This window comes from Streptococcus sp. F0441, from assembly GCF_000314775.2.
In the GTDB taxonomy this organism is placed as follows: Bacteria; Bacillota; Bacilli; order Lactobacillales; family Streptococcaceae; genus Streptococcus.
In genome coordinates this window covers 932,419-953,213 of sequence record NZ_KB373321.1, presented here as the reverse complement: position 1 = coordinate 953,213, position 20,795 = coordinate 932,419, and the positions used below count along the sequence as shown (strand labels likewise).

At 43.3% G+C, this 20,795-nt stretch carries 22 protein-coding genes and 1 pseudogene; 1 reads left to right on the top strand and 22 read right to left on the bottom strand.

The genetic code is table 11. The annotated features are described in order from the left end of the window. Positions 1–124: 124 nt before the first annotated feature. The 11 genes from tehB to ybeY form a co-directional block, all read right to left on the bottom strand. Complete coding sequence (gene tehB / locus HMPREF9188_RS04595; protein WP_009730055.1) at positions 125–985, bottom strand: SAM-dependent methyltransferase TehB; 861 nt, start codon at positions 983–985, stop codon at positions 125–127. Between the two features lie 14 nt (positions 986–999). Then, positions 1,000–1,467, bottom strand: a complete 468-nt coding sequence (gene smpB, locus HMPREF9188_RS04590) for an SsrA-binding protein SmpB (protein WP_001051742.1) — start codon at positions 1,465–1,467, stop codon at positions 1,000–1,002. Next, the gene (gene rnr / locus HMPREF9188_RS04585; RefSeq protein WP_009730054.1) at positions 1,430–3,784 is read right to left on the bottom strand and encodes a ribonuclease R; all 2,355 of its coding nucleotides are present in this window, start codon (positions 3,782–3,784) and stop codon (positions 1,430–1,432) included. Before rnr ends, smpB begins: the two co-directional genes overlap by 38 nt. 92 nt (positions 3,785–3,876) lie before the next feature. After that, positions 3,877–4,110 (bottom strand): preprotein translocase subunit SecG, encoded by a 234-nt coding sequence (gene secG / locus HMPREF9188_RS04580; RefSeq protein ID WP_000282517.1) that lies wholly within the window; start codon positions 4,108–4,110, stop codon positions 3,877–3,879. A 39-nt stretch (positions 4,111–4,149) separates the two neighbouring features. Then, a complete protein-coding gene (gene rpmG, locus HMPREF9188_RS04575) occupies positions 4,150–4,299 on the bottom strand; it encodes a 50S ribosomal protein L33 (RefSeq protein WP_007519517.1) in 150 nt (49 codons plus the stop codon). Further along, entirely contained in the window at positions 4,299–5,498 is a 1,200-nt protein-coding gene (locus HMPREF9188_RS04570; RefSeq protein WP_009730053.1) for a multidrug efflux MFS transporter, read from the bottom strand. Before HMPREF9188_RS04570 ends, rpmG begins: the two co-directional genes overlap by 1 nt. Beyond that, the gene (gene coaE / locus HMPREF9188_RS04565) at positions 5,485–6,090 is read right to left on the bottom strand and encodes a dephospho-CoA kinase (RefSeq protein ID WP_009730052.1); all 606 of its coding nucleotides are present in this window, start codon (positions 6,088–6,090) and stop codon (positions 5,485–5,487) included. Before coaE ends, HMPREF9188_RS04570 begins: the two co-directional genes overlap by 14 nt. Continuing rightward, positions 6,090–6,914: a DNA-formamidopyrimidine glycosylase gene (gene mutM, locus HMPREF9188_RS04560; RefSeq protein WP_009730051.1), complete on the bottom strand. Its 825-nt coding sequence runs from the start codon at positions 6,912–6,914 to the stop codon at positions 6,090–6,092. The genes coaE and mutM overlap by 1 nt, the downstream gene beginning before the upstream one ends. Before the next feature lie 48 nt (positions 6,915–6,962). Beyond that, entirely contained in the window at positions 6,963–7,862 is a 900-nt protein-coding gene (gene era / locus HMPREF9188_RS04555) for a GTPase Era (protein WP_000143274.1), read from the bottom strand. A gap of 16 nt (positions 7,863–7,878) precedes the next feature. After that, positions 7,879–8,274, bottom strand: a complete 396-nt coding sequence (locus tag HMPREF9188_RS04550) for a diacylglycerol kinase family protein (protein WP_009730050.1) — start codon at positions 8,272–8,274, stop codon at positions 7,879–7,881. Beyond that, positions 8,255–8,752: an rRNA maturation RNase YbeY gene (gene ybeY, locus HMPREF9188_RS04545; protein ID WP_000275169.1), complete on the bottom strand. Its 498-nt coding sequence runs from the start codon at positions 8,750–8,752 to the stop codon at positions 8,255–8,257. Before ybeY ends, HMPREF9188_RS04550 begins: the two co-directional genes overlap by 20 nt. Positions 8,753–8,856: 104 nt before the next feature. Here ybeY and pavA point away from each other — a divergent pair, with 104 nt between their 5' ends. After that, entirely contained in the window at positions 8,857–10,512 is a 1,656-nt protein-coding gene (gene pavA, locus HMPREF9188_RS04540; protein ID WP_009730049.1) for an Rqc2 family fibronectin-binding protein PavA, read from the top strand. Between the two features lie 200 nt (positions 10,513–10,712). Here the strand turns inward: pavA and HMPREF9188_RS04535 are convergent, their stop codons facing one another. From HMPREF9188_RS04535 to HMPREF9188_RS04485, 11 genes and pseudogenes are all read right to left on the bottom strand, one after another. Beyond that, a complete protein-coding gene (locus HMPREF9188_RS04535) occupies positions 10,713–11,444 on the bottom strand; it encodes an NAD-dependent protein deacylase (protein WP_009730048.1) in 732 nt (243 codons plus the stop codon). Positions 11,445–11,597: 153 nt separating this feature from the next. Next, a complete protein-coding gene (gene deoD, locus HMPREF9188_RS04530; protein WP_009730047.1) occupies positions 11,598–12,308 on the bottom strand; it encodes a purine-nucleoside phosphorylase in 711 nt (236 codons plus the stop codon). 142 nt (positions 12,309–12,450) lie between these two features. After that, a complete protein-coding gene (locus tag HMPREF9188_RS04525; protein WP_009730046.1) occupies positions 12,451–13,161 on the bottom strand; it encodes a glutamine amidotransferase-related protein in 711 nt (236 codons plus the stop codon). Further along, positions 13,158–14,393 (bottom strand): chloride channel protein, encoded by a 1,236-nt coding sequence (locus HMPREF9188_RS04520; protein ID WP_009730045.1) that lies wholly within the window; start codon positions 14,391–14,393, stop codon positions 13,158–13,160. The genes HMPREF9188_RS04525 and HMPREF9188_RS04520 overlap by 4 nt, the downstream gene beginning before the upstream one ends. 4 nt (positions 14,394–14,397) lie before the next feature. Next, positions 14,398–15,207: a purine-nucleoside phosphorylase gene (locus HMPREF9188_RS04515; RefSeq protein ID WP_009730044.1), complete on the bottom strand. Its 810-nt coding sequence runs from the start codon at positions 15,205–15,207 to the stop codon at positions 14,398–14,400. Beyond that, positions 15,204–15,765 (bottom strand): annotated as a pseudogene (locus tag HMPREF9188_RS04510) (DUF1697 domain-containing protein). The gene HMPREF9188_RS04515 and the pseudogene HMPREF9188_RS04510 overlap by 4 nt, the downstream one beginning before the upstream one ends. Before the next feature lies 1 nt (position 15,766). Beyond that, a complete protein-coding gene (locus HMPREF9188_RS04505) occupies positions 15,767–16,978 on the bottom strand; it encodes a phosphopentomutase (protein ID WP_009730042.1) in 1,212 nt (403 codons plus the stop codon). 23 nt (positions 16,979–17,001) lie between these two features. Next, on the bottom strand, positions 17,002–17,685 hold the full coding sequence (rpiA, locus tag HMPREF9188_RS04500) for a ribose-5-phosphate isomerase RpiA (protein WP_009730041.1): 684 nt from the start codon (positions 17,683–17,685) through the stop codon (positions 17,002–17,004). Between the two features lie 105 nt (positions 17,686–17,790). After that, on the bottom strand, positions 17,791–18,720 hold the full coding sequence (locus tag HMPREF9188_RS04495; RefSeq protein WP_009730040.1) for a peptidase U32 family protein: 930 nt from the start codon (positions 18,718–18,720) through the stop codon (positions 17,791–17,793). Positions 18,721–18,846: 126 nt separating this feature from the next. After that, positions 18,847–19,527: an ABC transporter ATP-binding protein gene (locus HMPREF9188_RS04490; RefSeq protein ID WP_009730039.1), complete on the bottom strand. Its 681-nt coding sequence runs from the start codon at positions 19,525–19,527 to the stop codon at positions 18,847–18,849. Positions 19,528–19,540: 13 nt separating this feature from the next. Further along, on the bottom strand, positions 19,541–20,596 hold the full coding sequence (locus tag HMPREF9188_RS04485; protein ID WP_009730038.1) for an ABC transporter permease: 1,056 nt from the start codon (positions 20,594–20,596) through the stop codon (positions 19,541–19,543). Positions 20,597–20,795 lie beyond the last annotated feature (199 nt).

Below are 20,795 nucleotides of genomic sequence, written 5' to 3'. Positions count from 1 at the left end.
CCCAATTGCTCAGATTTCCTACTTCTAGTATAGCATAAAATCCTGCTCGCCCCAATCAACCAACGCAAACAAAAACGAATAGAAACCTTGCAAAGTGGTTTCTATTCGCTGGTATAGGTTTGATTTATTTGATTTTTTTGGCTAGCATGGTCGCAAAGCGTAGTTGAATACGATTGCCATTTTCATCACGACGGTGCAGATGTCCTGGATTTTCATTGTACTTAACCAATTCCCAATCCTTGTAGTAATCCGCTAACTCCCCTTCTTTAAATGTGAATGGGAAGTTTACTGAGCAAGGATAATCCTCCGTATCCATGGCACAGACGATAAGGTTATAGCCACCGATCGTGGTGTGCTCCTGCATATTTTGGATAATAGCTGGAATGCGGTCCGCTTGTAGGAACATGAGAACAACTGTCGATACGATGAGATCATAGGCTTGCCCAATGCTAGCTGAATTGATATCGTATAGTCCTACAGGCATGTCTAGATCCTCTTGCTCTACGATGCTTTGCAAGATTTCAAGGGACAATTCATTTTGATCAACAGCTGTCACATCAAAACCATTCTGTGCAAGAAAGAGAGAGTTACGGCCTTGACCACAGCCCAAATCCAAGGCTCTTCCTGGTTTCACCGTTTGCATAGCCTCCAAGACTTCCGAATGGACTGGATTGGTCTGGTATTTCTTAGGGAAATAATCCTCAGGTTTACAATAAAATTCCAAGTACCATTCTACATCATCAGTGGCAGCCTCCACTCGGTGCCAAGCTTGTGGTTGCGCCATAGGATTGTCTGCTCCTGCCTTAAAGAGGTGCTCAGCTAGAACCTCACCATCTTCAGTCAACTCAATAAACTTGAGTGCCCCCTTCAAGACAGTAATTTTTCCCCAAGTGCCGACTTTAGTATTGTGCTTTTGCTGGACAGCTTCTGGCATGGTCTGTTTATTCCACAAGGGCATCCGTTTATAGGCAATTAATTTTTCCATTATTATTCCTCTTCTTATCGCTGGTTCACAGCTTTCATCACACGCGCAATGTCGCGGTTTTGTTCACGTCGCTTGATGGATTCGCGTTTGTCATAGTCATGTTTCCCTTTGGCAAGTCCTAAAAGAAGCTTGGCGTAGCCATCTTTGATATAGACTTTGAGGGGAACTAGGGTCATTCCTGTTCCTTTGGTCTCTTGTTCCAATTTTTGAATTTGCTTCTTATGGAGCAGGAGTTTACGACGGCGTTCAGGTTCCTGGTTCCAGATATTACCCTCTTCGTAAGGGGCGATATGAACATTGCTCAGCCAGACTTCCCCATTTTTTACTTGGGCAAAGCCGTCCTTGAGATTGATTCGAGCAGCTCGAACGCTCTTGATTTCAGTTCCGGTCAGGACCATTCCTGCCTCTAGCGTATCTACGATTGTATAGTCGTGGTGCGCTTTTTTATTTTGTGCGACGACCTTTCCCTCGCCCTTTGCCATGCTTGGCTCCTTTCTTAGCTACTTCTTTGTAAAAAGGTTTCTTTCCCTTTTTCTTCTTATCTTTTTGTGAATGCTTGTGCTTATCATTTGAGCGCCCTGATTTTCTCTTATCTTCCTTCTTGTCCGAACGACGATTTGAACCACGACCTCTGTCACTGCGATTAGACTGTTTCAAGCCTTTTTCGATGACATCAAACTCACTTGGGATATAAGAGAAATCAATCTCACCTGTCATCTTATCGGCTCTTTCAACCCGAATGCGAATCTGCTGTCCTACACGGAAGGTTATGCCCGATTTCTCTCCGCGGAGTGTCAAGTCACGCTCATTGAAATGATAAAATTCAGGCAAATTAGTGATGTGAATCAAGCCCTCAACCGTGTTTGGCAATTCAACAAAGAGACCGAATTTGACGATGCTGGATACAACCGCATCATACTCTTCGCCCACGTATTCTTCCATGTACTCAGCCTTTTTCATGGCTTCGACTTCACGCTCCGCCTCGATGGCACGACGCTCACGGTTGGAAGACTGGGTCGCAATCTCTGGAATCACTTGCTCAAAATGCTCTGCTATTTCTTTAGAACGGCCATAGTCCCGAATCATTCGATGGACAAGGAGGTCTGGATAACGGCGAATAGGGCTGGTAAAGTGAGTGTAATAATCAGCAGCAAGACCATAGTGACCGTGATTGTGCTCTGAATAGCGAGCTTGTTGCATGGATCGGAGAAGCATCATGGACAATACATCCGCATAGGGTTCTCCCTCAACAGCACGCATGATGTCTTGAAGCGCCTCCTGGCTCATCTCACTGGCAGTCCCATAAATCCGCAAACCAAAGCTCGAAGCATAATCAATAAACTTCTGAACTTTTTCAGCCTTGGGCTCCTCGTGAATCCGATAAATGAAAGGTAGGTCCAGTTTACTAAAGTGCTCGGCAACCGTTTCATTAGCAATCAACATGAAGGACTCAATCATCCGCTCAGCAACACCACGCTGACGAAGAACGATATCCACAGGCTTACCTTTTTTATCCACTAGAATCTTTGCTTCGCTGGTATCAAAGTTAAGGGCGCCACGCTTCTCACGCATGCTTTCTAGAGTTTCATGAAGCTTGGCCATGAGTTCGATACTAGGAACAATTTTCTTAAACTCTTGTCTCTTTTCCTCGTCGCCAGCTAGGATATCATTAACAGCACTATAGGTCATGCGGAAGCTCGTCTTGATAACTGTTTGTGTAATGGTGTAATGAACCACACGACCATGTTTATCAATTTCCATAATAGCAGACTGGGTCAAACGGTCAACTTGAGGATTGAGTGAGCAGATGCCATTTGACAAACGCTCTGGAAGCATTGGCACCACTCGGTCTGTCACGTAGACAGAAGTCGCGCGGTTAAGAGCTTCCTTGTCAAGGGCAGAACCCTCGGTCACATAGTAGGAAACATCTGCGATGTGAACTCCGAGCTCGATATTGCCATTTTTCAAAGCCTTGATGTGTACTGCATCGTCCAAGTCCTTGGCATCCGCACCATCAATGGTAAAGGTGATTTCATCTCTCAGATCCAGACGACCTTCCATATCCTTTTGAGACGGAGTTTCTGGTACACTTTCTGCTTCCTTAAGAACAGCTTCTGGAAATTCTGAGACAATATCCATGGATTCCAAGACTTCAAGAACGTCAATTCCAGCATCAGTCGAGTGTCCCACCACGTCCAGCACACTAGCAACAAAGAAATCATGTTTCTTACTTGGGTATTTGTCGATAAAAACCTTGAGAACCTCTGTACCTTCCAACTTGATAGCCGGTTTCTTCACATAAATCGGTTGGCTGATTTTCTGATTTTTTGAACGAATGTAACCAGCATACTTAGGTTTTTCCTGATCCAGAACGATTTGCCCAACAACGGTTGTCAGACTATGCTCTAGGATATCAATAATTTTAGCTTCGGCAGCTGTTCCCTTGTTACGGTCAGCGACTTTCTTAATCACGACCTCAACGGTATCACCATCAATGGCATAGTTAACATCGTTTTTTCCTACAAAAAGATCGTCCTCTTCGCCTTCTAGGCTGACAAAGCCAAAGCCGTTTTTATGGGCATGAAAAATCCCTTTGAGGGTGATTTCATGTTTCTTCTTTTGGTCCAGACATAAACTGCCATCATCTTCAAAACGAATCTGGTGCTTTCTTTCCATCAGAGACAGGGTTTTAATCAACTCACGGAAATCCTTGGACCTATCCTTTCCGAGAGCCTGAGCCAGGTCATTTACCGTCACTCGCCCCTTCTCTTGCAAATATTCTTTAATTTTATCTTTCATGTTTTCTTTCTAGATTTTTATAATTTTTTTGACTGATAACTTTATAAGTGTCATAAAATAAAAATAGGCTAAGACCTAGTCTCGCCCATTTCTTATCTACTTGATAATACCGTCAATGCTAAGGCAATGGCTAGCCAGAAAAAGACTAAAATACCTGTCAAACGTTGCATCACAGCTTCAAAACCACGCGCTTTACTACGTTCAAACAAATCACCTGAGCTGGCATCAAATACATTGCTGGATTGGTTCTTAGTTGGTTGCATGAAAATCGCAATCACAATCACAACAGATAATACTAATAAAATGGTTAACAATAGGTTATACATATCAAACTCCTTAAAATCCCTATTATTTTACCATAAAATCTACTTAGATTCAAGATGTAGGGTTACTTTTCTTTCCTTGGGACAATACTTTAAAACCTCAATCTTGTCAGGATGAGTTTTGGAGTTCTTACTGGTTAGATAATTCATGCTGCCACAAGAGGAGCACTTGAGATTGATTTTTACTCGCACTAGATTTCCTTTACTTTTAATAACGATCTAAATTGCACTAAGTTACATAAACAACTGAAAGCCACACAAGCTGCTGTCGCATAAAAGACAGCATGGTAGCCCAAATATCCTACAACTGCGGATCCCGCCATAGGTCCGATCACTCCACCAAGGTAAAAAAAGACTTGGTTGAAGGCGAAAATCCTTGAAATACCTGATTTTGGAGTCATTTTGCTGAGAAGGGCATTGACTCCCGGTATGAGAGCTCCCGTTCCCAAACCAAAGAGAAAACGATACAAGCCAAGTTGAAGGGGGCTGGTTGCATGGGCACAAAGAAGGTAAATGATGACGGAATAAATCTGCGCCGCGACTAACAATCTATGATTCCCTACCTTATCGCCAAGTTTTCCTAGAGCTCCAGCACTTATCATGCTAGAAAATCCCATGCTGGATACGATTAATCCTGATACAAGGAGGAGATTTTCGGACTGCCCTAAGTCCCGCACATAGAGAGCTAGAATGGGACCAATTGATTGAGCTGAAAATTGAATGACAAAGCTCGTCAAAAATAGGTTTACTAAAAGCCTAGGATACTTGAAAGAAGAAAATACTTCTTTCGTTGGGATAGCCTTCTCCTTAGCCACTGGCTGAAAATCTTCCTTGATAAAGAAAATGGTTAGGATTGCAGCTAAAAATAAGAAAGCACCTACCAATAAAAAGACATTACGAATGCCAAAAATTTCAGCAATCAAGCCACCTACAAAGGGGCCGGTTAGGGTTCCAGCTACTACTCCAGTTGATAAAGTCCCCAAAGCATAGCCAGACTTATCTTTGGGTACCTGACTGGCAATCAAGGCCGTTGCATTGGGGACAAAACCAGTAAATACGCCATTGAGCAAGCGCAAAAAGAGTAGCCAATAGATATTCGGAACAAAGGCCAAACCTCCCATGGTAATGGTCATGGCAAGACCCGCTCGAATCATCATGGGTTTTCGACCATATTTGTCAGCAAGAATACCCCAGATAGGAGAAACTAGAGCTGCTGAAACAGCCGAAACTGAGATAGCTAATCCAGCATAGAAAGCAACTTGGTCCCCTTCAATTCCCAACTGCTCTACAAAGATAGGCATGAAAGGGACAACCAAGGAAATACTGGCTCCCGTTAGAAAACTACCGAACCAGGCGACACGAAGATTCTCTTTCCAACTAATCTCTTGCACAGCTATCGCCTCCTTCAAGTAACTTCACTACTTGACCCACAAGCTGATCGCGACTGCCATTATTATCTAATATATGGCTCGCCAATTTTTTCTTTTCTTCTAAAGACCACTGGGCAGCCAAACGGGACTCAGCTACTTCCTTAGAAAGATGATCTCGTTTCATGAAACGATCCACCTGAACATCACGGTCCACATAGACCAGCCATGTTTCATCAAACCAGTTGGCGTAGTCCTGTTCAAAAAGCAGGGGAATATCCATGAAAAAAACCGTTTCTGTCTGGGCTAACTGTTCTCTCAGTGCAGCCAATTCCTCACGAATAATCTCTCCTTGAGTTATCCTAGACCATTCACGTTCTTCAGGATTTGAAAAGATGAGACTAGCTAGGAGAGAGCGATTGAGTTCTCCATTTTCAAGGATGATTTCCTGCCTAAAGTGCTGAACTAAGAGCTGATAAAGACGACCACCAGGTTTTTGTAGCTGGTGGACGACTGCGTCAGCATCCACCACTTGAAAGCCTTGTTCTCTTAGGAAATTTGTCACAGTTGACTTACCAGAAGCAATTCCTCCTGTAATTCCAATGATTTTTCCCATCAGCCCCTCCTTTGACACTGAGGACAAAAATGAGTTCCCCGTCCACCGAGCTGGAATTTCTCAATCACTGTCCCACAGCGCGAACATGCTTGTCCAGTCTTATCATAGACCTGATGGAAGTCCTGCATGGTTCCGTCTTCCCCAAAGGCATTGGTATAGGTCCGAATGGTGGAGCCGCCTTTTTCAACAGCCTGACTCAAAACAGCAATAGTCTGGTCATGGATGGCCGACGCTTCTTCTGCCGTCAAAGTCTGGGAAGGTCTAGCTGGATGGACCTGCGCTCGCCAGAGGACCTCATCCACATAGATATTACCAAGGCCAGCTACCAGGGTTTGGTCTAGTAGATGGGATTTGATAGGCTTTTTAGACTTGGCTAGGGCAGCTTGAAAGACCTGCAAATCAAAGTCCTGCTCTCTTGGCTCAGGCCCTAGTTTTTTAGATACAAAGTAGGCATCCAAAAGGTCGGGTGCCAATAGTTCCATGGTACCAAACTTGCGCACATCCTCATATACAAGAGTGCCGCCATCTTCAAATCGAATCAAAACATGGGCATGCTTGCGTTCAGGAACCTGGTCTGGATAATAAAAATACTTGCCCTCCATCCGCAGATGGGAAATCAAGACCTTGTCTGTTAGGTAAAAAAGCAAATATTTTCCACGGCGTCCCATTGACTCGATAATCTGACCAGGCATTTCCTTTTGAAACTCTTCCAAATCTGTCTTAATCATCTTGGAATAACGAATCTCTACACTCGAAATCTTCTTTCCCAAAATCAATTTTTCTAAGCCACGACGAACCGTTTCAACCTCAGGTAGTTCAGGCATAAGTCCTCCTTCTGTAAAAACAAGAAGCAGGCATGAGCCCACCTCTACTTAGTATTCTTTTTCATTATAGCCAAAGTCAGCCAAATCTAGCTTTTTATCACGCCAGTTTTTCTTGACCTTGACCCAAGTTTCTAGGAAAACCTTGTCCCCTAGCATGAGTTCGATATCACGACGGGCCATGGTCCCTATTTTCTTGAGCATAGCGCCACCTTTTCCGATGATAATTCCTTTTTGGCTATCGCGCTCGACCATGATGGTTGCTCGGATATGGACCTTGTCTGTCTCTTCATCACGCTTCATAGAGTCGACCACTACTGCGACTGAGTGAGGGATCTCTTCACGTGTCAAATGGAGAACCTTCTCACGAATCATTTCTGAAACCAAGAAACGCTCAGGATGATCTGTGATTTGATCAGCTGGGAAATACTGGAAACCTTCCTCAAGATTTTCACTCAAAATATCGATTAGTCGAGAAACGTTATTTCCCTGAAGAGCTGAGATAGGAACAATTTCCTTAAAGTCCATCTGGTTACGGAAGTCATCAATTTGAGCCAAAAGTTGGTCTGGATGGACCTTGTCAATCTTATTCACCACCAGAATCACAGGAACCTTGGCAGCCTTGAGACGCTCGATAATCATGTCGTCGCCCTTACCACGTGGCTCATCAGCTGGCACCATAAACAGAACAGTATCCACTTCACGAAGGGTGCTGTAGGCAGATTCCACCATAAAATCGCCAAGGGCTGTTTTAGGCTTGTGAATTCCTGGTGTGTCAATAAAGACGATTTGCTCCTTATCCGTGGTGTAAATCCCCATGATTTTATTGCGCGTTGTCTGCGCCTTGTCACTCATAATGGCAATCTTTTGCCCCATAACATGATTTAAAAAAGTTGACTTCCCAACATTGGGACGTCCTAAAATGGCTACAAAGCCTGATTTAAATGTCATAATTTCCTCTTAGTGTTTAAAATAGTATATCCCAAATGCGTGGGAGAAAGATAAGTGCACCTGTCACTGCAGCAAAAAGAGAAACCACTAGCACGGCACCTGCTGCCATGTCCTTGGCTTTCTTTGCCAACATAGAAAAGTGATAGTGACTGGCTAAATCCACTACATTTTCAATAGCAGAATTAATAATTTCAAAGGCTACTACCAAGAAAATGCTCATTAGGAGAAAGAGCCATTCGATTCGTGACACCTGAAAAACAAAACCTGCAAGGACGACTACTAGTGCCGTCACTGCATGTTTGCGCATATTGCGTTCGTCCTTGATAGCGGTAAAAATACCTGTCAAAGCAAATTCTAAACTGGATACCAGGTCACGATTTTTCCATTTTCGTTTATTGTCTTGTGAGTCCATAGGCTGTCAAAATTTCTTCTTGTAAACCGAACATCTCCGCTTCTTCTTCCGGAGTGTAGTGATCATAGCCGTTAATGTGTAAAAAGCCGTGTACTGCCAAGAAACCCATCTCACGCTCAAAGCTGTGGCCGTATTCCTCAGCCTGCTCATGCGCTTTATCGATAGAGATAAAAAGCTCCCCAATGTAGGCATCAAACTCAGACATCATTTCTGCCAATTCAGGATTTTCAAGCAAATCCTCTTCGTCAAAGGCAATGTCCAACTCTGGTTTATACTCAAGGCTAATGACATCTGTCGGACGATCCGTATCACGGTACTCGAGGTTGAGTTCGTGGCTACGCTCGTTGGTCACAAAAGTGACTGCCATCTCCTTGTCTTCTTTTCCTATTTTTTGGGCTGCAAATTCCAAAATTTCTTGGGTTTGTTGCAGGATTTCTTGTGAAACTTGACCAGTTTCATCTACCATTTCAATATACATGTACTTCTCGATTCTCTTTACTTGGCTTTATTATACCACATTTCCATGATTTTATTCTACCTTTTTGATATAATACTATGGAATACAATCACAAGGAGAGAACGATGTCATTTGACGGATTTTTTTTACACCACATGGTTGAGGAATTGCGAGGTCAGTTGGTCAATGGTCGCATTCAGAAAATCAATCAGCCTTTTGAACAAGAGTTGGTCTTGCAAATCCGCAGCAATCGCCAAAGCCATCGCCTGCTCCTCTCTGCCCATCCCGTTTTTGGGCGCATCCAGCTGACCCAAACGACTTTTGAAAATCCAGCCCAACCTTCTACTTTTATCATGGTTTTGAGAAAGTATTTACAAGGCGCCGTGATTGAGTCAATTGAGCAAGTCGAAAATGACCGTATTGTGGAAATTACAGTTTCCAATAAAAACGAGATTGGGGACCATATTCAGGCTACCTTGATTATCGAGATTATGGGCAAACACAGCAATATTCTCCTCGTGGATAAAAGTAGCCATAAAATCCTCGAAGTCATCAAACACGTCGGCTTTTCACAAAATAGCTACCGTACCTTGCTTCCTGGATCGACCTATATCGCTCCGCCAAGCACCGAGTCTCTCAATCCTTTTACTGTCAAGGATGAAAAGCTCTTTGAAATTCTGCAAACCCAAGAACTAACAGCAAAAAATCTTCAAAGTCTCTTTCAAGGTTTAGGTCGTGATACGGCAAACGAATTGGAAAGGCTCTTGGTCAGTGATAAACTATCTACTTTCCGTAACTTTTTCGGTCAAGAAACCAAGCCTTACCTAACGGAGACTTCCTTCAGTCCAGTTCCTTTTGCGAATCATGTAGGAGAAACTTTTGCCAGCCTTTCTGACTTGCTGGACACCTACTATAAGGACAAGGCTGAACGGGACCGTGTCAAACAACAAGCCAGTGAACTGATTCGCCGTGTTGAAAATGAACTTCAGAAAAATCGACATAAGCTGAAAAAACAAGAAAAAGAGTTACTGGCGACAGACAATGCTGAGGAATTTCGTCAAAAAGGAGAATTGCTGACAACCTTCCTCCACCAAGTGCCTAATGACCAAGACCAGGTTACCTTGGACAACTACTACACCAATCAGCCTATCACCATTGCGCTGGATAAGGCCTTGACTCCCAACCAGAATGCTCAACGCTATTTTAAACGCTACCAGAAACTCAAAGAAGCTGTCAAATACCTTACTGAGTTGATCGAAGAAACCAAGGCTACCATTCTCTATCTAGAAAGCGTGGAGACCGTTCTCAACCAAGCTGGACTGGAAGAAATCGCTGAAATCCGTGAAGAATTAATCCAAACAGGCTTTATCCGTAGAAGACAGCGAGAGAAAATTCACAAGCGCAAAAAGCCAGAACAGTATCTGGCGAGCGATGGCAAGACCATCATTTATGTTGGTCGAAACAACTTGCAAAATGAAGAGCTAACCTTTAAAATGGCTCGCAAGGAAGAACTTTGGTTCCACGCCAAGGACATTCCAGGAAGTCACGTCGTCATCTCAGGCAATCTCAATCCTTCTGACGAAGTGAAGACAGATGCGGCCGAACTGGCTGCCTACTTCTCCAAAGGGCGCTTGTCAAATCTCGTGCAAGTGGATATGATTGAAGTGAAAAAACTCAACAAACCAACTGGTGGAAAACCAGGTTTTGTAACCTATACTGGACAAAAGACTCTCCGCGTTACACCAGACCCAGAAAAAATCGCATCCATGAAAAAATCCTGATTTCACTTGAGATCAGGATTTTCTATTACAAATTTACTCTGCAATCAAGGTTTCCAAACCAACCTTCATCATATCGGTGAAGGTGTTTTGATTTTCTCAGCCAGTTTTTAATAACTCTAAAAGAGCGAGATAGTGGTCAATAAATGAGATAGTTTTCTCTTTCAAGTAACAAGGTTTTGTTGCTATCTTCTAAAATTCTTTTATTGTCTCAATTTCGAAAAGACTTCCCCAATCTTGCCTTCAATGACCAATGTAGCTTGGCTGTCTTGTGGAATACTGGTTTTATTGATAAGGACCAGATTTGTCCCAGAAAAATAGTTTACTAGGCTAGCTGCAGGATAAACAACCAAGGAAGTCCCACCAATAATCAGCAAGTCTGCTTGCCGAATAGCTTGTGCAGCTTGACTAAAAACATCCATGTCAAGTGATTCTTCGTACAAGGTCACGTCAGGCTTGACCACCTTGCCACAGTCTAAGCAGTGGGGAACAGGTCCCTCGAGGGCAAGAAAAGCAGTTAAGTCATAGAAATGTTGACAACCTAGGCAGTAATTCCGGTCCGCACTCCCATGCAATTTAAAGACTTTTTGGGAGCCAGCCATTTCATGAAGACTATCGATATTTTGTGTCACAACAGCCTTTAGCTTACCTGTCTTTTCCAAAGTAGCCAGATAAGTGTGAGCAGCATTAGGCTTTGCTTCTGGATAAATCAGGTATTTTTTATAGAAGTCAAAAAAATCTTCTGGATAGCGCTCAAACATGGTTCGAGAAACGAGTTGCTCTGCCGTAAAATGACGGCCTAACTGATGACTATAAACACCATCTGAACTACGAAAATCTGGGATATTAGACTCGGTTGACACTCCTGCCCCTCCAAAGAAAACAATCCGTTGGCTTTGATCTATCAAGTCTTGTAATTGTTCAATTTTATCCATCACATTTCTCCTTAAGCTGGGTTCTAAAAAAGTTGAAAACCAATAGCTCCAGCAATCTGATTTTCAACTCTTCCTTTATCATTACTTATGTATTTGAGATTAAAGCATTTGAATCAATCTTAGAAATAACCTAATCTCAAAGTAATACGATGTTTACTCTGCAATCAAGGTTTCCAAACCAACCTTCATCATATCGGTGAAGGTATTTTGGCGTTCTTCTGCAGTAGTGTCTTCATCAGGATTGACCAAGCTATCAGAAATGGTCATGATAGCAAGTGCATCGACGTGGTGTTGGGCAGCCAAGTAGTAAAGGGCTGCTGCTTCCATTTCCACAGCCTTGACTCCCCATTTACCAAGCTCGATATTCTTTTCAAAGTAGTTTGAATAAAAGACATCTGATGATAAAACGTTCCCAACGTGGGTGGTCATACCAAGTTCTTTGGCGATATGGTAGGCCTTGTCTAGCAAGTCAAAACTTGCGATTTGTGGGAAATCGTACTGTGGCCAGTCATTGCGGATGATGTTTGAGTTGGTTGCAGCTGCTTGCGCCAAAACCAATTCACGGACATGAACATCCTCATTCAAAGAACCTGCAGTTCCGACACGGATTAATTTTTTCACACCATAGTCAACAATCAGCTCACGCGCATAAATAGAAATGGATGGCATTCCCATACCAGTTCCCATGACAGATACACGGTGACCCTTGTAAGTACCAGTGTAGCCAAACATGTTACGCACTTCGTTAAAACAAACAACATCTTCAAGGAAATTCTCCGCAATAAATTTCGCACGAAGAGGATCCCCAGGAAGAAGAATTTTATCAGCAATTTCACCCTGCTGAGCAGCAATATGGATAGACATAATTTATGACACAAAGAGCGAGAAGAAAGCGATTGAAAATTAGGAATCTGACGAAGATGCCCCGCATCTAGGAAGATTATCTATTTTCCAAGCTTTCCGCTCGTGTTCAAATTAGAACATATACTCTTCCTTTCTTTTTTATTTAGTTTGTTAATGAATCCAAAAATGCGTACAATTTTGCATTCATTTCTTGATAATCGTAAGCACGAATAGCTTCAGGTTTTTCGACAAATGGCAATTGTTGACTTTGTTCCTCCAAAGCAGCCTCACCGTCAGACGCAATCAAGAGATTGACTGCTTCTGGATCGAATTCCAAGTGGGCTTGGAAGGCATAGTGCTTGGGAGAAAAACGGACAATCTGACGTGGACAACCTTGACTGGTCGCAAGGACAACGGCATCATCCGTCAATCCCGGCATATCACCATGCCAGTGACCAGAATCAAAGCTGGCGCCAAACAAGCTGACATGCGGATCCGCCAATCCTCCAGGCGTTAGATCCACAGGATACACTCCAATTTCCCGCTCTGGACTGTGTTCATACTCCGCACCATAAGAAACAGACAGGAGCTGCGCACCCAGACAGACACCAACGATGTAGCAATCCGCCTTCATTGCTTTTTGAATAAGTTTAATCTCAGCTTGCGGATCATAGTAAGGGAAGGTTGCGCGATCCTCATCTGGTGATTGAGGTCCTCCCATGACAATCAAAAAATCGATCTCATCCACTGTGTCAGGTAGAGCTTCTCGCTCGTAGACCTTGGACATCGTCACCTGATGACCACGCTCCTGCGCCCACTTGAGATAAGCACCCGGTACTTCAAAAGTTTCGTGCAAGACAAAATGCACCCTCATCGTTTATTCTCCCATCTATTTTGAATCACATAAGATACACCAGCAGCTAGTGCCAGCGGTAGAACCAAGGCCCAGCTCTGTCCTGTAAAACCAAGACTTAGGGCAATGGCAGTCAAGGGAGCTTGTAAAGTCGTCCCTAAAAAGACCGTCGCTCCAAGTAGCATTCCTAGACCAGGATCTAGGTGAATGCCAACAACTGTCAAAAGCAAACTCGCTAAGTAGCCAGATCCAATCCCCAAGGCAAATGACGGTGTCAAGGTCCCTCCGTAAGCCCCATTTCGTAAGAGGAGATAGGTCAGGAACCCTTTTACGGCCAAGGTCAAGGCTAGACTAGAAAGTGGCTGGCCTGATAAGAGGGCTTGGGCTAGAACCTGTCCATTTCCCATAAAAATCGGGTAAAAGATCACAATGCCAGCGAACACCATAAAGGCTACAGGCAGAGCCAAAAGAATGGTCCAATCCTTCCGCCGTTTGCGACTAGCCCGATTGGCTAGAAAACGAAAGGCCAGTGCCAAAGGAGTAAGCAATAGAGCCACTATGACAGTCTGGATAAAACTACTGGTTGACCAATGAACTGGCGACATGTGATATATAGCACTATGTCCAACGATTGGCTGGGCAACCCAAGTCGCCAAATAAGTACTAGACAAGACCAGTAAGATATTTTTCCAGTGATAGGCCAACCCTAATGTCTCAAAGACAAACAAGCTACTGGCAAAGGGAACCTGATAAACCGCAGCCAAACCGGCTCCTGCTCCACAAGCAATCAAAACTCTTCGCTCTTTGATCGTCAAGGACAAGACTTTCCCCAAACGACCAGCTAGAAGAGCCCCAACCTCACGTGGGGCTCCTTCTTTTCCGACCGAAGCGCCAGCTCCAACAATCGCAACCTGCATAGTTGCATGAAGGAGGTGGGCTAGGGGCGCTGGATCTCTATCTCCAACCAGGTCGATTTGCCTGCGAATAGAGAGAATTTTATAACGCTCTTGTAGAAAATACCAGAAACCTGCTGCCAAAATCCCTGTCACACATAAGACAAGAAATCTACGAAGCCCTCCAGCTTCTTGAAATTGCTGGAGCAGATCAGATTGCTCTTGGCCAAAAGCCAACATTTGCACGCCTTCTAGCAGATAATGACAGGCAATTCCTACTAGACCCGTACCTACTCCCAAAGCGAGAGTCGCAAAAAGCAAACGCCATCCGTAGGGCAGTCTTTGGAGTCGTGCTTTCATAATCTTACAATTCAACAAGAATCGCTTTCAGCAAGCCTTTGAAATCACCTTTGACACGTTCTGTTACTTCCACAACCTCTTCGTGGTTGAGTTCTTCTTGGAAACCAGCAGCATGGTTAGTAATACATGAGATACCAAGAACTTTCAAGCCAGAGTGGGCTGCGACAATCACTTCAGGAACAGTAGACATACCAACTGCATCTGCTCCCAGTACCTTATAAGCACGAATTTCTGCAGGCGTTTCATAAGTTGGACCAGTTACACCGATATAGACACCTTCATCAAGCTTAATCCCAAGTTTCTTAGCCACTTCATGGGCAGTAGCACGGTATTCTGGTGTGTAGGCTTTAGACATATCAGGGAAACGTGGACCAAAGTCATCCAAGTTTTCACCCATCAATGGATTTTGCCCCGTCATGTTGATATGGTCTGAGATAGCCATCAAAGTACCAGGACCGTAGCCGATACCTCCTGCAGCATTAGTAACAATGACACCTTCACAGCCAAGGACTTTCATCACACGAACTGGGAAAGTCACGACTTCAAGAGGATTTCCTTCGTAGAAATGGAAACGACCTTGAAGAGCCAAGACCTTGCGACCTGCAAGTTCTCCATATACCAATTTACCAGCGTGACCAACTACTGTTGAACGGCCCCAGTTTGGAATGTCTGCATAGTCTACTACAACGGGATTTTCGATTTCTTCTGCCAATTCTCCAAGACCTGATCCAAGGATTAAACCAAATTCAGGTGCTTGGATTCCTTTATCTTTCAGAAAAGCAGCTGTTTCCTTGATTTTATCTAAAAATGTCATTCTGTATCTCCTTCATTATTTTTTTAGCATTTGACCGATTTTGTCAAAGGTTTTTGCATTGCGAATGGTGATGTTGCGATAGAAAGGCATCTTAAGTAAGTACTTGTGATAAGCTGTTTCGTAGTATGATTCTTCGGAGTATTTCCCCCAGAAAATACCAAGTTTTCCAAAATGAACGTCTTCATCTTCCAGTACCAAACTGTCCACTTTCTCGATGACTTGATCCACATCCAAGCCCTCCGTATAGAAGAGGACATCTTTTCGAGCTAAGTCTTTGGTCCACCAATCTGGCAGATTCTCCAGCTCTGCTTCATATTCTTCATGACTCAGCAAAGAAAAGCTCTGAATAAATGGATAATGGACTTCAAAGAAAGCCTCTAACTTTTCAACCAATTGGGCCTTGGGAGCTGTCGAAGTAAAGAAAATGTTGCCACTGTTGATGTAGGTTTCAACCTTTTCCAGTCCCAACTCTGTCAATTCTTGACGAAGTTGCGCCATGACGACCTTATTTTTCCCTCCGACATTAATGCCTCGAACCAGTAAAGCATACCGCGTCATCTTATACCAATTTATCTAAGAAACTTTCCCCAATCATGGCGGTTTCAACACCAAAGTTATCGGCAACAGTAGCTGAGATATCTGCAAAATGTCCAACTGGAATGACACCATTTCCTTTAAAGGCAGGGCTGTAAGCTAAAAGTGGGATATATTCACGAGTGTGGTCAGTTCCAGCATAGGTTGGGTCATTTCCATGGTCCGCTGTAATCAAGAGAAGGTCGTTTTCTCTCATAGCTGCGATAATTTCAGGCAAGCGTTCATCGAACTCATGCAAGCAATCACGGTAACCATGAGCATTGCGACGGTGGCCGTAAAGGGCATCAAAGTCAACCAAGTTTGTGAAGGAGAATCCTTTTTCAAACTCAGCAAGTCCCATGGTTTTCAATAATGTATCAATTCCATGGCTGTTTGACTTGTTGTGGCCCATGTCATGGTTGATGCCCGCGCCGTTAAAGATATCGTTGATCTTACCAACAGCATAAGTATCGATACCAGCTTCATTCAATTTATCCAAAACAGTTGGGGCAAACGGAGAAACGGCCAAGTCACGACGATTTGCCGTACGAGTGAAGTTACCTGGCTCACCCACATAAGGACGGGCAATGATACGGCCTAGAAGGGCAGGACGTTCAAGTGTAATTGAACGAGCGTATTCACAGATACGGTACAATTCATCCAAAGGAATGATGTCTTCGTGGGCAGCAATTTGTAAAACAGGGTCAGCTGAAGTATAGATAATCAACTCCCCAGTTTCCATCTGACGAGGTCCAAAGTCATCGATAACAGCTGTACCTGAGTATGGTTTATTGGCTTCACGAATGACCTTGCGTCCTGAGAATTCTTCGATTTTTGTCAAAATTTCTTCTGGGAATCCTTTCCAGAAGGTATCAAAAGGCTCCGTAATGTTGAGTCCCATGATTTCCCAGTGTCCAGTCATGGTATCCTTACCAAGTGATACTTCTTCCAATTTCGTTACATAACCTGTTGGGTTGCTTTCAGATGGCACAGTCTTCAGAGGTGTTTCGCGAGGAATATTTCCTAGACCGATTTTAGCCATGTTTGGCACATTCAAACCAACTGTTTTGGAAATGTGTCCTAGTGTGTCAGAAGCACCGTCTGGAACCCCTGCATTGACAAAGTTATTGGCATCTGGTGCCGCACCGATTCCTACAGAATCCAGTACTACCAAGTGAATACGATTAAATTTTGACATAGTGTATCTCCTTATTATTTTAGTTATCTTGCTTTTGTTGAAGTTAAAATCTGAACCCCATCTCGTCCCGCTACGATGACCTTATCCACCATTTGGTTGAACAAGCCATGCTCTACGACACCAACGACATGATCCAATTCTTGCCCGAAGGCAATTGGATCTTCAATGACATCCAAGGCTAGGTCAATGATAAAGTTCTGCATATCTGTCACAAAACGTTGACCATCTTTTTCACGAAAACTTGGTTTGTAGCCAGCTCGCTCAAACCGACGAAAGACCTGTTCTGATCCATACTGAACCACTTCTACAGGCAATTTAAAAGCACCTAGTTTTTCTACCAGTTTGCTTTCATCCACCACCCAAATATATTCTTTCGATGGTGTCGCTACAACCTTCTCCATGAGAAGGGCACCACCACCGCCTTTGATTCCGTTAAACTGGCTATCTACTTCATCCGCCCCGTCAACCGTCACATCAACAAAATCCACTTGATCAATCGACTTGAGCGGGATGTTAAGACCTTCAGCCTGTTTACTGGTCACACTGGAAGTCGTTACAGCAGTAATCTGCAAACCTTCTTCCTTCATCCGACGACCAATTTCTTCTACGAAATAGTAGGCAGTAGAGCCAGTTCCCAGACCGACTACCATACCATCCTTGACAAACTCAGCAGCCTTGATACCTGCCATCTTTTTCAGATTCTCCACTTAAACACCTCCATTAAAGAGCTACTTTTATTATAACATGTATCCGTTTTTATTTCATGCATACACTTGAAAAACCCGAACATTTTTATTTCGGGTTTTGGTGTCCTATTTAACCATATCTGGATCGTAATCATAGAATCCTGTGTCGAGGAAACGGTTTTTAGGGTGTAACTTGCGCACTTCCTCATCTAACAAGAAAGCTTGGTCATGGCTGAAATTCCCCTCTTGGATCAAGCCACGCGCTTGAATAAAAAGTTTAGCAATTTCTACAAAATTCTGACCTGGGGTGTAAAGTCCCTCAAGTTTCCAGTGAGTAAAACCATGCTCCACCAATTCTGTCAATTTGGTCATCAAATCAAGGTCATTGTTGGCAAAGATATGGGTACCATGATTATCTTCAAAGATAGAATAATGGCTTTCTGGGTCACTTGGTTCTGCCAAGAAGAGATCACGTTTACGCGTCTTTTCGTCATCGATATGCGTGAAGTTATAGTAGTTTTGTAAGAGCGGACGCTTAGAATGATGGATGACGCTAGCTCCATAAACCAAAACTTCAGCAGGAATTTCCAAAATCTCTGGCATTTTGAAAAGTTCAGCTGATGGAATTTCACGCGCCAAAACAGCCTCAGATGCGCCAGCCTTTTGTCCCCAGAAGTTAATCTGGCGACTGCTTGTCACCATAGTTGAAGCATCATAGATGGTCTTAAAGGAATAACCATCACGGTTGACTACGTAAAAGACACCCGCATCTCCTACTGTAATATAGTCTGTCTTGATTTCTTCCAAGAAGTCTAAGAAGGGCTTAATACGATCCATCATGTCTTGGTGCATGAGGGCGTTGACTGCAACGATCAATTCCTTACCCCCATCATGAACGAGCTTAGCGATTTCTCGCAACTCTTCATAACTAAAGGTCGTTGGCAAACGGAGGCCAAAATCTTTCTCACCGACATAGATACGGTCTACGCCAGCTTCGAGTAGTTGTTCAACTTGTTCAATACTTTCAGCAGTTGCTGTAATGATAATCTTTTCCATAAGGAAAATTATACCACAATTCTCAAAAATCAGCTATGAATACTAAGAGTTTTATAAAAAGTCAAAGTCATTTTTGAAGTTTGCAATCAAAAAGTGAACAGTAACCAGAACCGTCCACTTTCTTTTTTATACTTGTGTTTTTTCAACTAGGTGGCCATCATTCATAACATAAATACGGTCAACCTTATCAAGAAGACGTGTATCATGAGTAATCATAACAACTCCTCTACCTTGTTCGTGGGCAATAGTAGCCAACATTTCCGTTACTTGGTAGGCACGCTGGGTATCCAGACTGGCCGTTGGCTCATCTGCAAGCACGATGCTTGGATTGTTATAGAGCGCTCTAGCTATTGCCGCACGCTGACGTTCGCCACCCGATAGGGCCTTGGGATAATGATCTTTTACTTTTTCCAAATCCAACAACTCAAAGAGCTCTTTTCGGTCACTTTTACTATTTTTTCCCTTATCCAGTCTGTCTATCAAGTCCAGCTGTTCCTTGACCGTTAGAAAAGGAATTAGGTTTGAAGCCTGGAGAATGAAACCAAACTCTCTAAAACGGAGGTCTGTTTTCTCCTTCTCCGTCAAACTACCTGTTTCCTTCCCCTTGACTAGAATCTTTCCACTCGATGCTTCCTGAAGTTGTCCTAGAGTTGTTAGAAAGGTCGTCTTTCCAGAGCCAGAAGGCCCAACAATAGCTACGAACTCTCCCGCATTTAGCTGAAAATTCGTCTCATGCAGGGCAACGACTTTCATCTTTCCTTCCCCGTAGGTTTTTGTCACTTGAGTCATTTCAATCAATGCTGTCATACTATTCTCCTTATCACTCTGCAATCGCAGTAATCGGGTCCACCTTTAGCAAGCGTGGAAGTGAAATGACACCACCTAGAAGGGCCATCAAGGAAATTACCAAGCTTAGGACAGAGTAGGCTATCCAACTTGGATAGAAAAAGAAGGTAGCTGGTAAGACTAAAATCACTCCACCAATAGCAAGCAAGGCTAAAGCAATCCCCATACCAGCTAGGAGGAAGATTTGACAGAAAAGAGACCATACAATGGTTTTGATCTGTATTCCCTGAGCTCGCATTATTCCATAAAGTCCTAGTTTTTGGATGGTAATGATATAAACAAAAATACCCACAATCAAGCCTGTGATAACAATCATAGCAAGAATCATTCCTGAAAATACATTAACCTGAGGTGTGTAACCAGGAATTTTCGATATCATTTTTGGGATGGAAATCTGTTTCAGTCCATCGCCAGCCACTTCTATATCATTTTTCAATACCAAGGCAGAGATAGAACGATTGGCTTTCAAGGTTCCTTGTAAGGTCCAATAAGTCGTCAGACTCGTAAAGACAACAGGCTCAGTGAAAAATTTATTTCCTTGAGTCAAGCCTACGATCTTGTAACTTGTATCGCTTCCATTGAGCTGAATGGCATCGCCTAGCTTAATCCCATAGTTCTCAAAAGACTGATCCACGACAACCTCATCATCTCCTTCAGGATAACGACCCTCCGTCAAACTAGGTGAGATAAAAGCGTCCCAGTCTTGAGCAAAAATGGAAACATTGACCTTTTCACTACCATTGACTAGATTGGTCACAGCGAACATATAGCCCAATAGAGCAGCCTCTTCAGAATTTTTATCCTTGTAGTCCTTTTCAGGAATAAAGGATGCTGTCAAATTATCATTTGCGTAGTCGGATAAAACGACACCCGTCGCTTGCCAATTATCAATAGCGGCTCGGTTGTTTCGCACAAGACCAAGAGCTAGACTGGTCATAAAAAAGACCATAAAAGCGATAAGAAAAATGGTAGTTAGAATCAAACTATATCGAAGTTTGTTTCGTACTATTTCTTTGATAGCAAGATACATGCTTATCTCCTTTAACTTTCCCCAGAGGTAGCAAGAAGGCCACCCAGTCCAATAGACAGAATCTCTGTCCTTCCATCCATTCAAAACAACTCCTACCAATACTCTTCAAAAGTATCCAGGTAGCAACTTAACAAATCATCTTAGGAAAAAGCCTCAGCTTGCTATCAATTTATATAAGTTATCCTTTCCTTTCTCAGTA

What these genes read in the sequence shown, in the direction of transcription:
- HMPREF9188_RS04525 (WP_009730046.1), bottom strand. Translation starts at nt 13,161, where the DNA reads ATGAGGGTGCATTTTGTCTTGCACGAAACTTTTGAAGTACCGGGTGCT.
- HMPREF9188_RS04515 (WP_009730044.1), bottom strand. Translation starts at nt 15,207, where the DNA reads ATGACATTTTTAGATAAAATCAAGGAAACAGCTGCTTTTCTGAAAGAT.
- rnr (WP_009730054.1), bottom strand. Translation starts at nt 3,784, where the DNA reads ATGAAAGATAAAATTAAAGAATATTTGCAAGAGAAGGGGCGAGTGACG.
- HMPREF9188_RS04520 (WP_009730045.1), bottom strand. Translation starts at nt 14,393, where the DNA reads ATGAAAGCACGACTCCAAAGACTGCCCTACGGATGGCGTTTGCTTTTT.
- era (WP_000143274.1), bottom strand. Translation starts at nt 7,862, where the DNA reads ATGACATTTAAATCAGGCTTTGTAGCCATTTTAGGACGTCCCAATGTT.
- HMPREF9188_RS04495 (WP_009730040.1), bottom strand. Translation starts at nt 18,720, where the DNA reads ATGGAAAAGATTATCATTACAGCAACTGCTGAAAGTATTGAACAAGTT.
- HMPREF9188_RS04535 (WP_009730048.1), bottom strand. Translation starts at nt 11,444, where the DNA reads ATGGATAAAATTGAACAATTACAAGACTTGATAGATCAAAGCCAACGG.
- mutM (WP_009730051.1), bottom strand. Translation starts at nt 6,914, where the DNA reads ATGCCTGAACTACCTGAGGTTGAAACGGTTCGTCGTGGCTTAGAAAAA.
- coaE (WP_009730052.1), bottom strand. Translation starts at nt 6,090, where the DNA reads ATGGGAAAAATCATTGGAATTACAGGAGGAATTGCTTCTGGTAAGTCA.
- HMPREF9188_RS04505 (WP_009730042.1), bottom strand. Translation starts at nt 16,978, where the DNA reads ATGTCAAAATTTAATCGTATTCACTTGGTAGTACTGGATTCTGTAGGA.
- ybeY (WP_000275169.1), bottom strand. Translation starts at nt 8,752, where the DNA reads ATGTATATTGAAATGGTAGATGAAACTGGTCAAGTTTCACAAGAAATC.
- HMPREF9188_RS04485 (WP_009730038.1), bottom strand. Translation starts at nt 20,596, where the DNA reads ATGTATCTTGCTATCAAAGAAATAGTACGAAACAAACTTCGATATAGT.
- HMPREF9188_RS04550 (WP_009730050.1), bottom strand. Translation starts at nt 8,274, where the DNA reads ATGGACTCACAAGACAATAAACGAAAATGGAAAAATCGTGACCTGGTA.
- smpB (WP_001051742.1), bottom strand. Translation starts at nt 1,467, where the DNA reads ATGGCAAAGGGCGAGGGAAAGGTCGTCGCACAAAATAAAAAAGCGCAC.
- tehB (WP_009730055.1), bottom strand. Translation starts at nt 985, where the DNA reads ATGGAAAAATTAATTGCCTATAAACGGATGCCCTTGTGGAATAAACAG.
- HMPREF9188_RS04490 (WP_009730039.1), bottom strand. Translation starts at nt 19,527, where the DNA reads ATGACAGCATTGATTGAAATGACTCAAGTGACAAAAACCTACGGGGAA.
- deoD (WP_009730047.1), bottom strand. Translation starts at nt 12,308, where the DNA reads ATGTCTATCCATATTGCTGCTCAGCAGGGTGAAATTGCTGATAAAATT.
- secG (WP_000282517.1), bottom strand. Translation starts at nt 4,110, where the DNA reads ATGTATAACCTATTGTTAACCATTTTATTAGTATTATCTGTTGTGATT.
- pavA (WP_009730049.1), top strand. Translation starts at nt 8,857, where the DNA reads ATGTCATTTGACGGATTTTTTTTACACCACATGGTTGAGGAATTGCGA.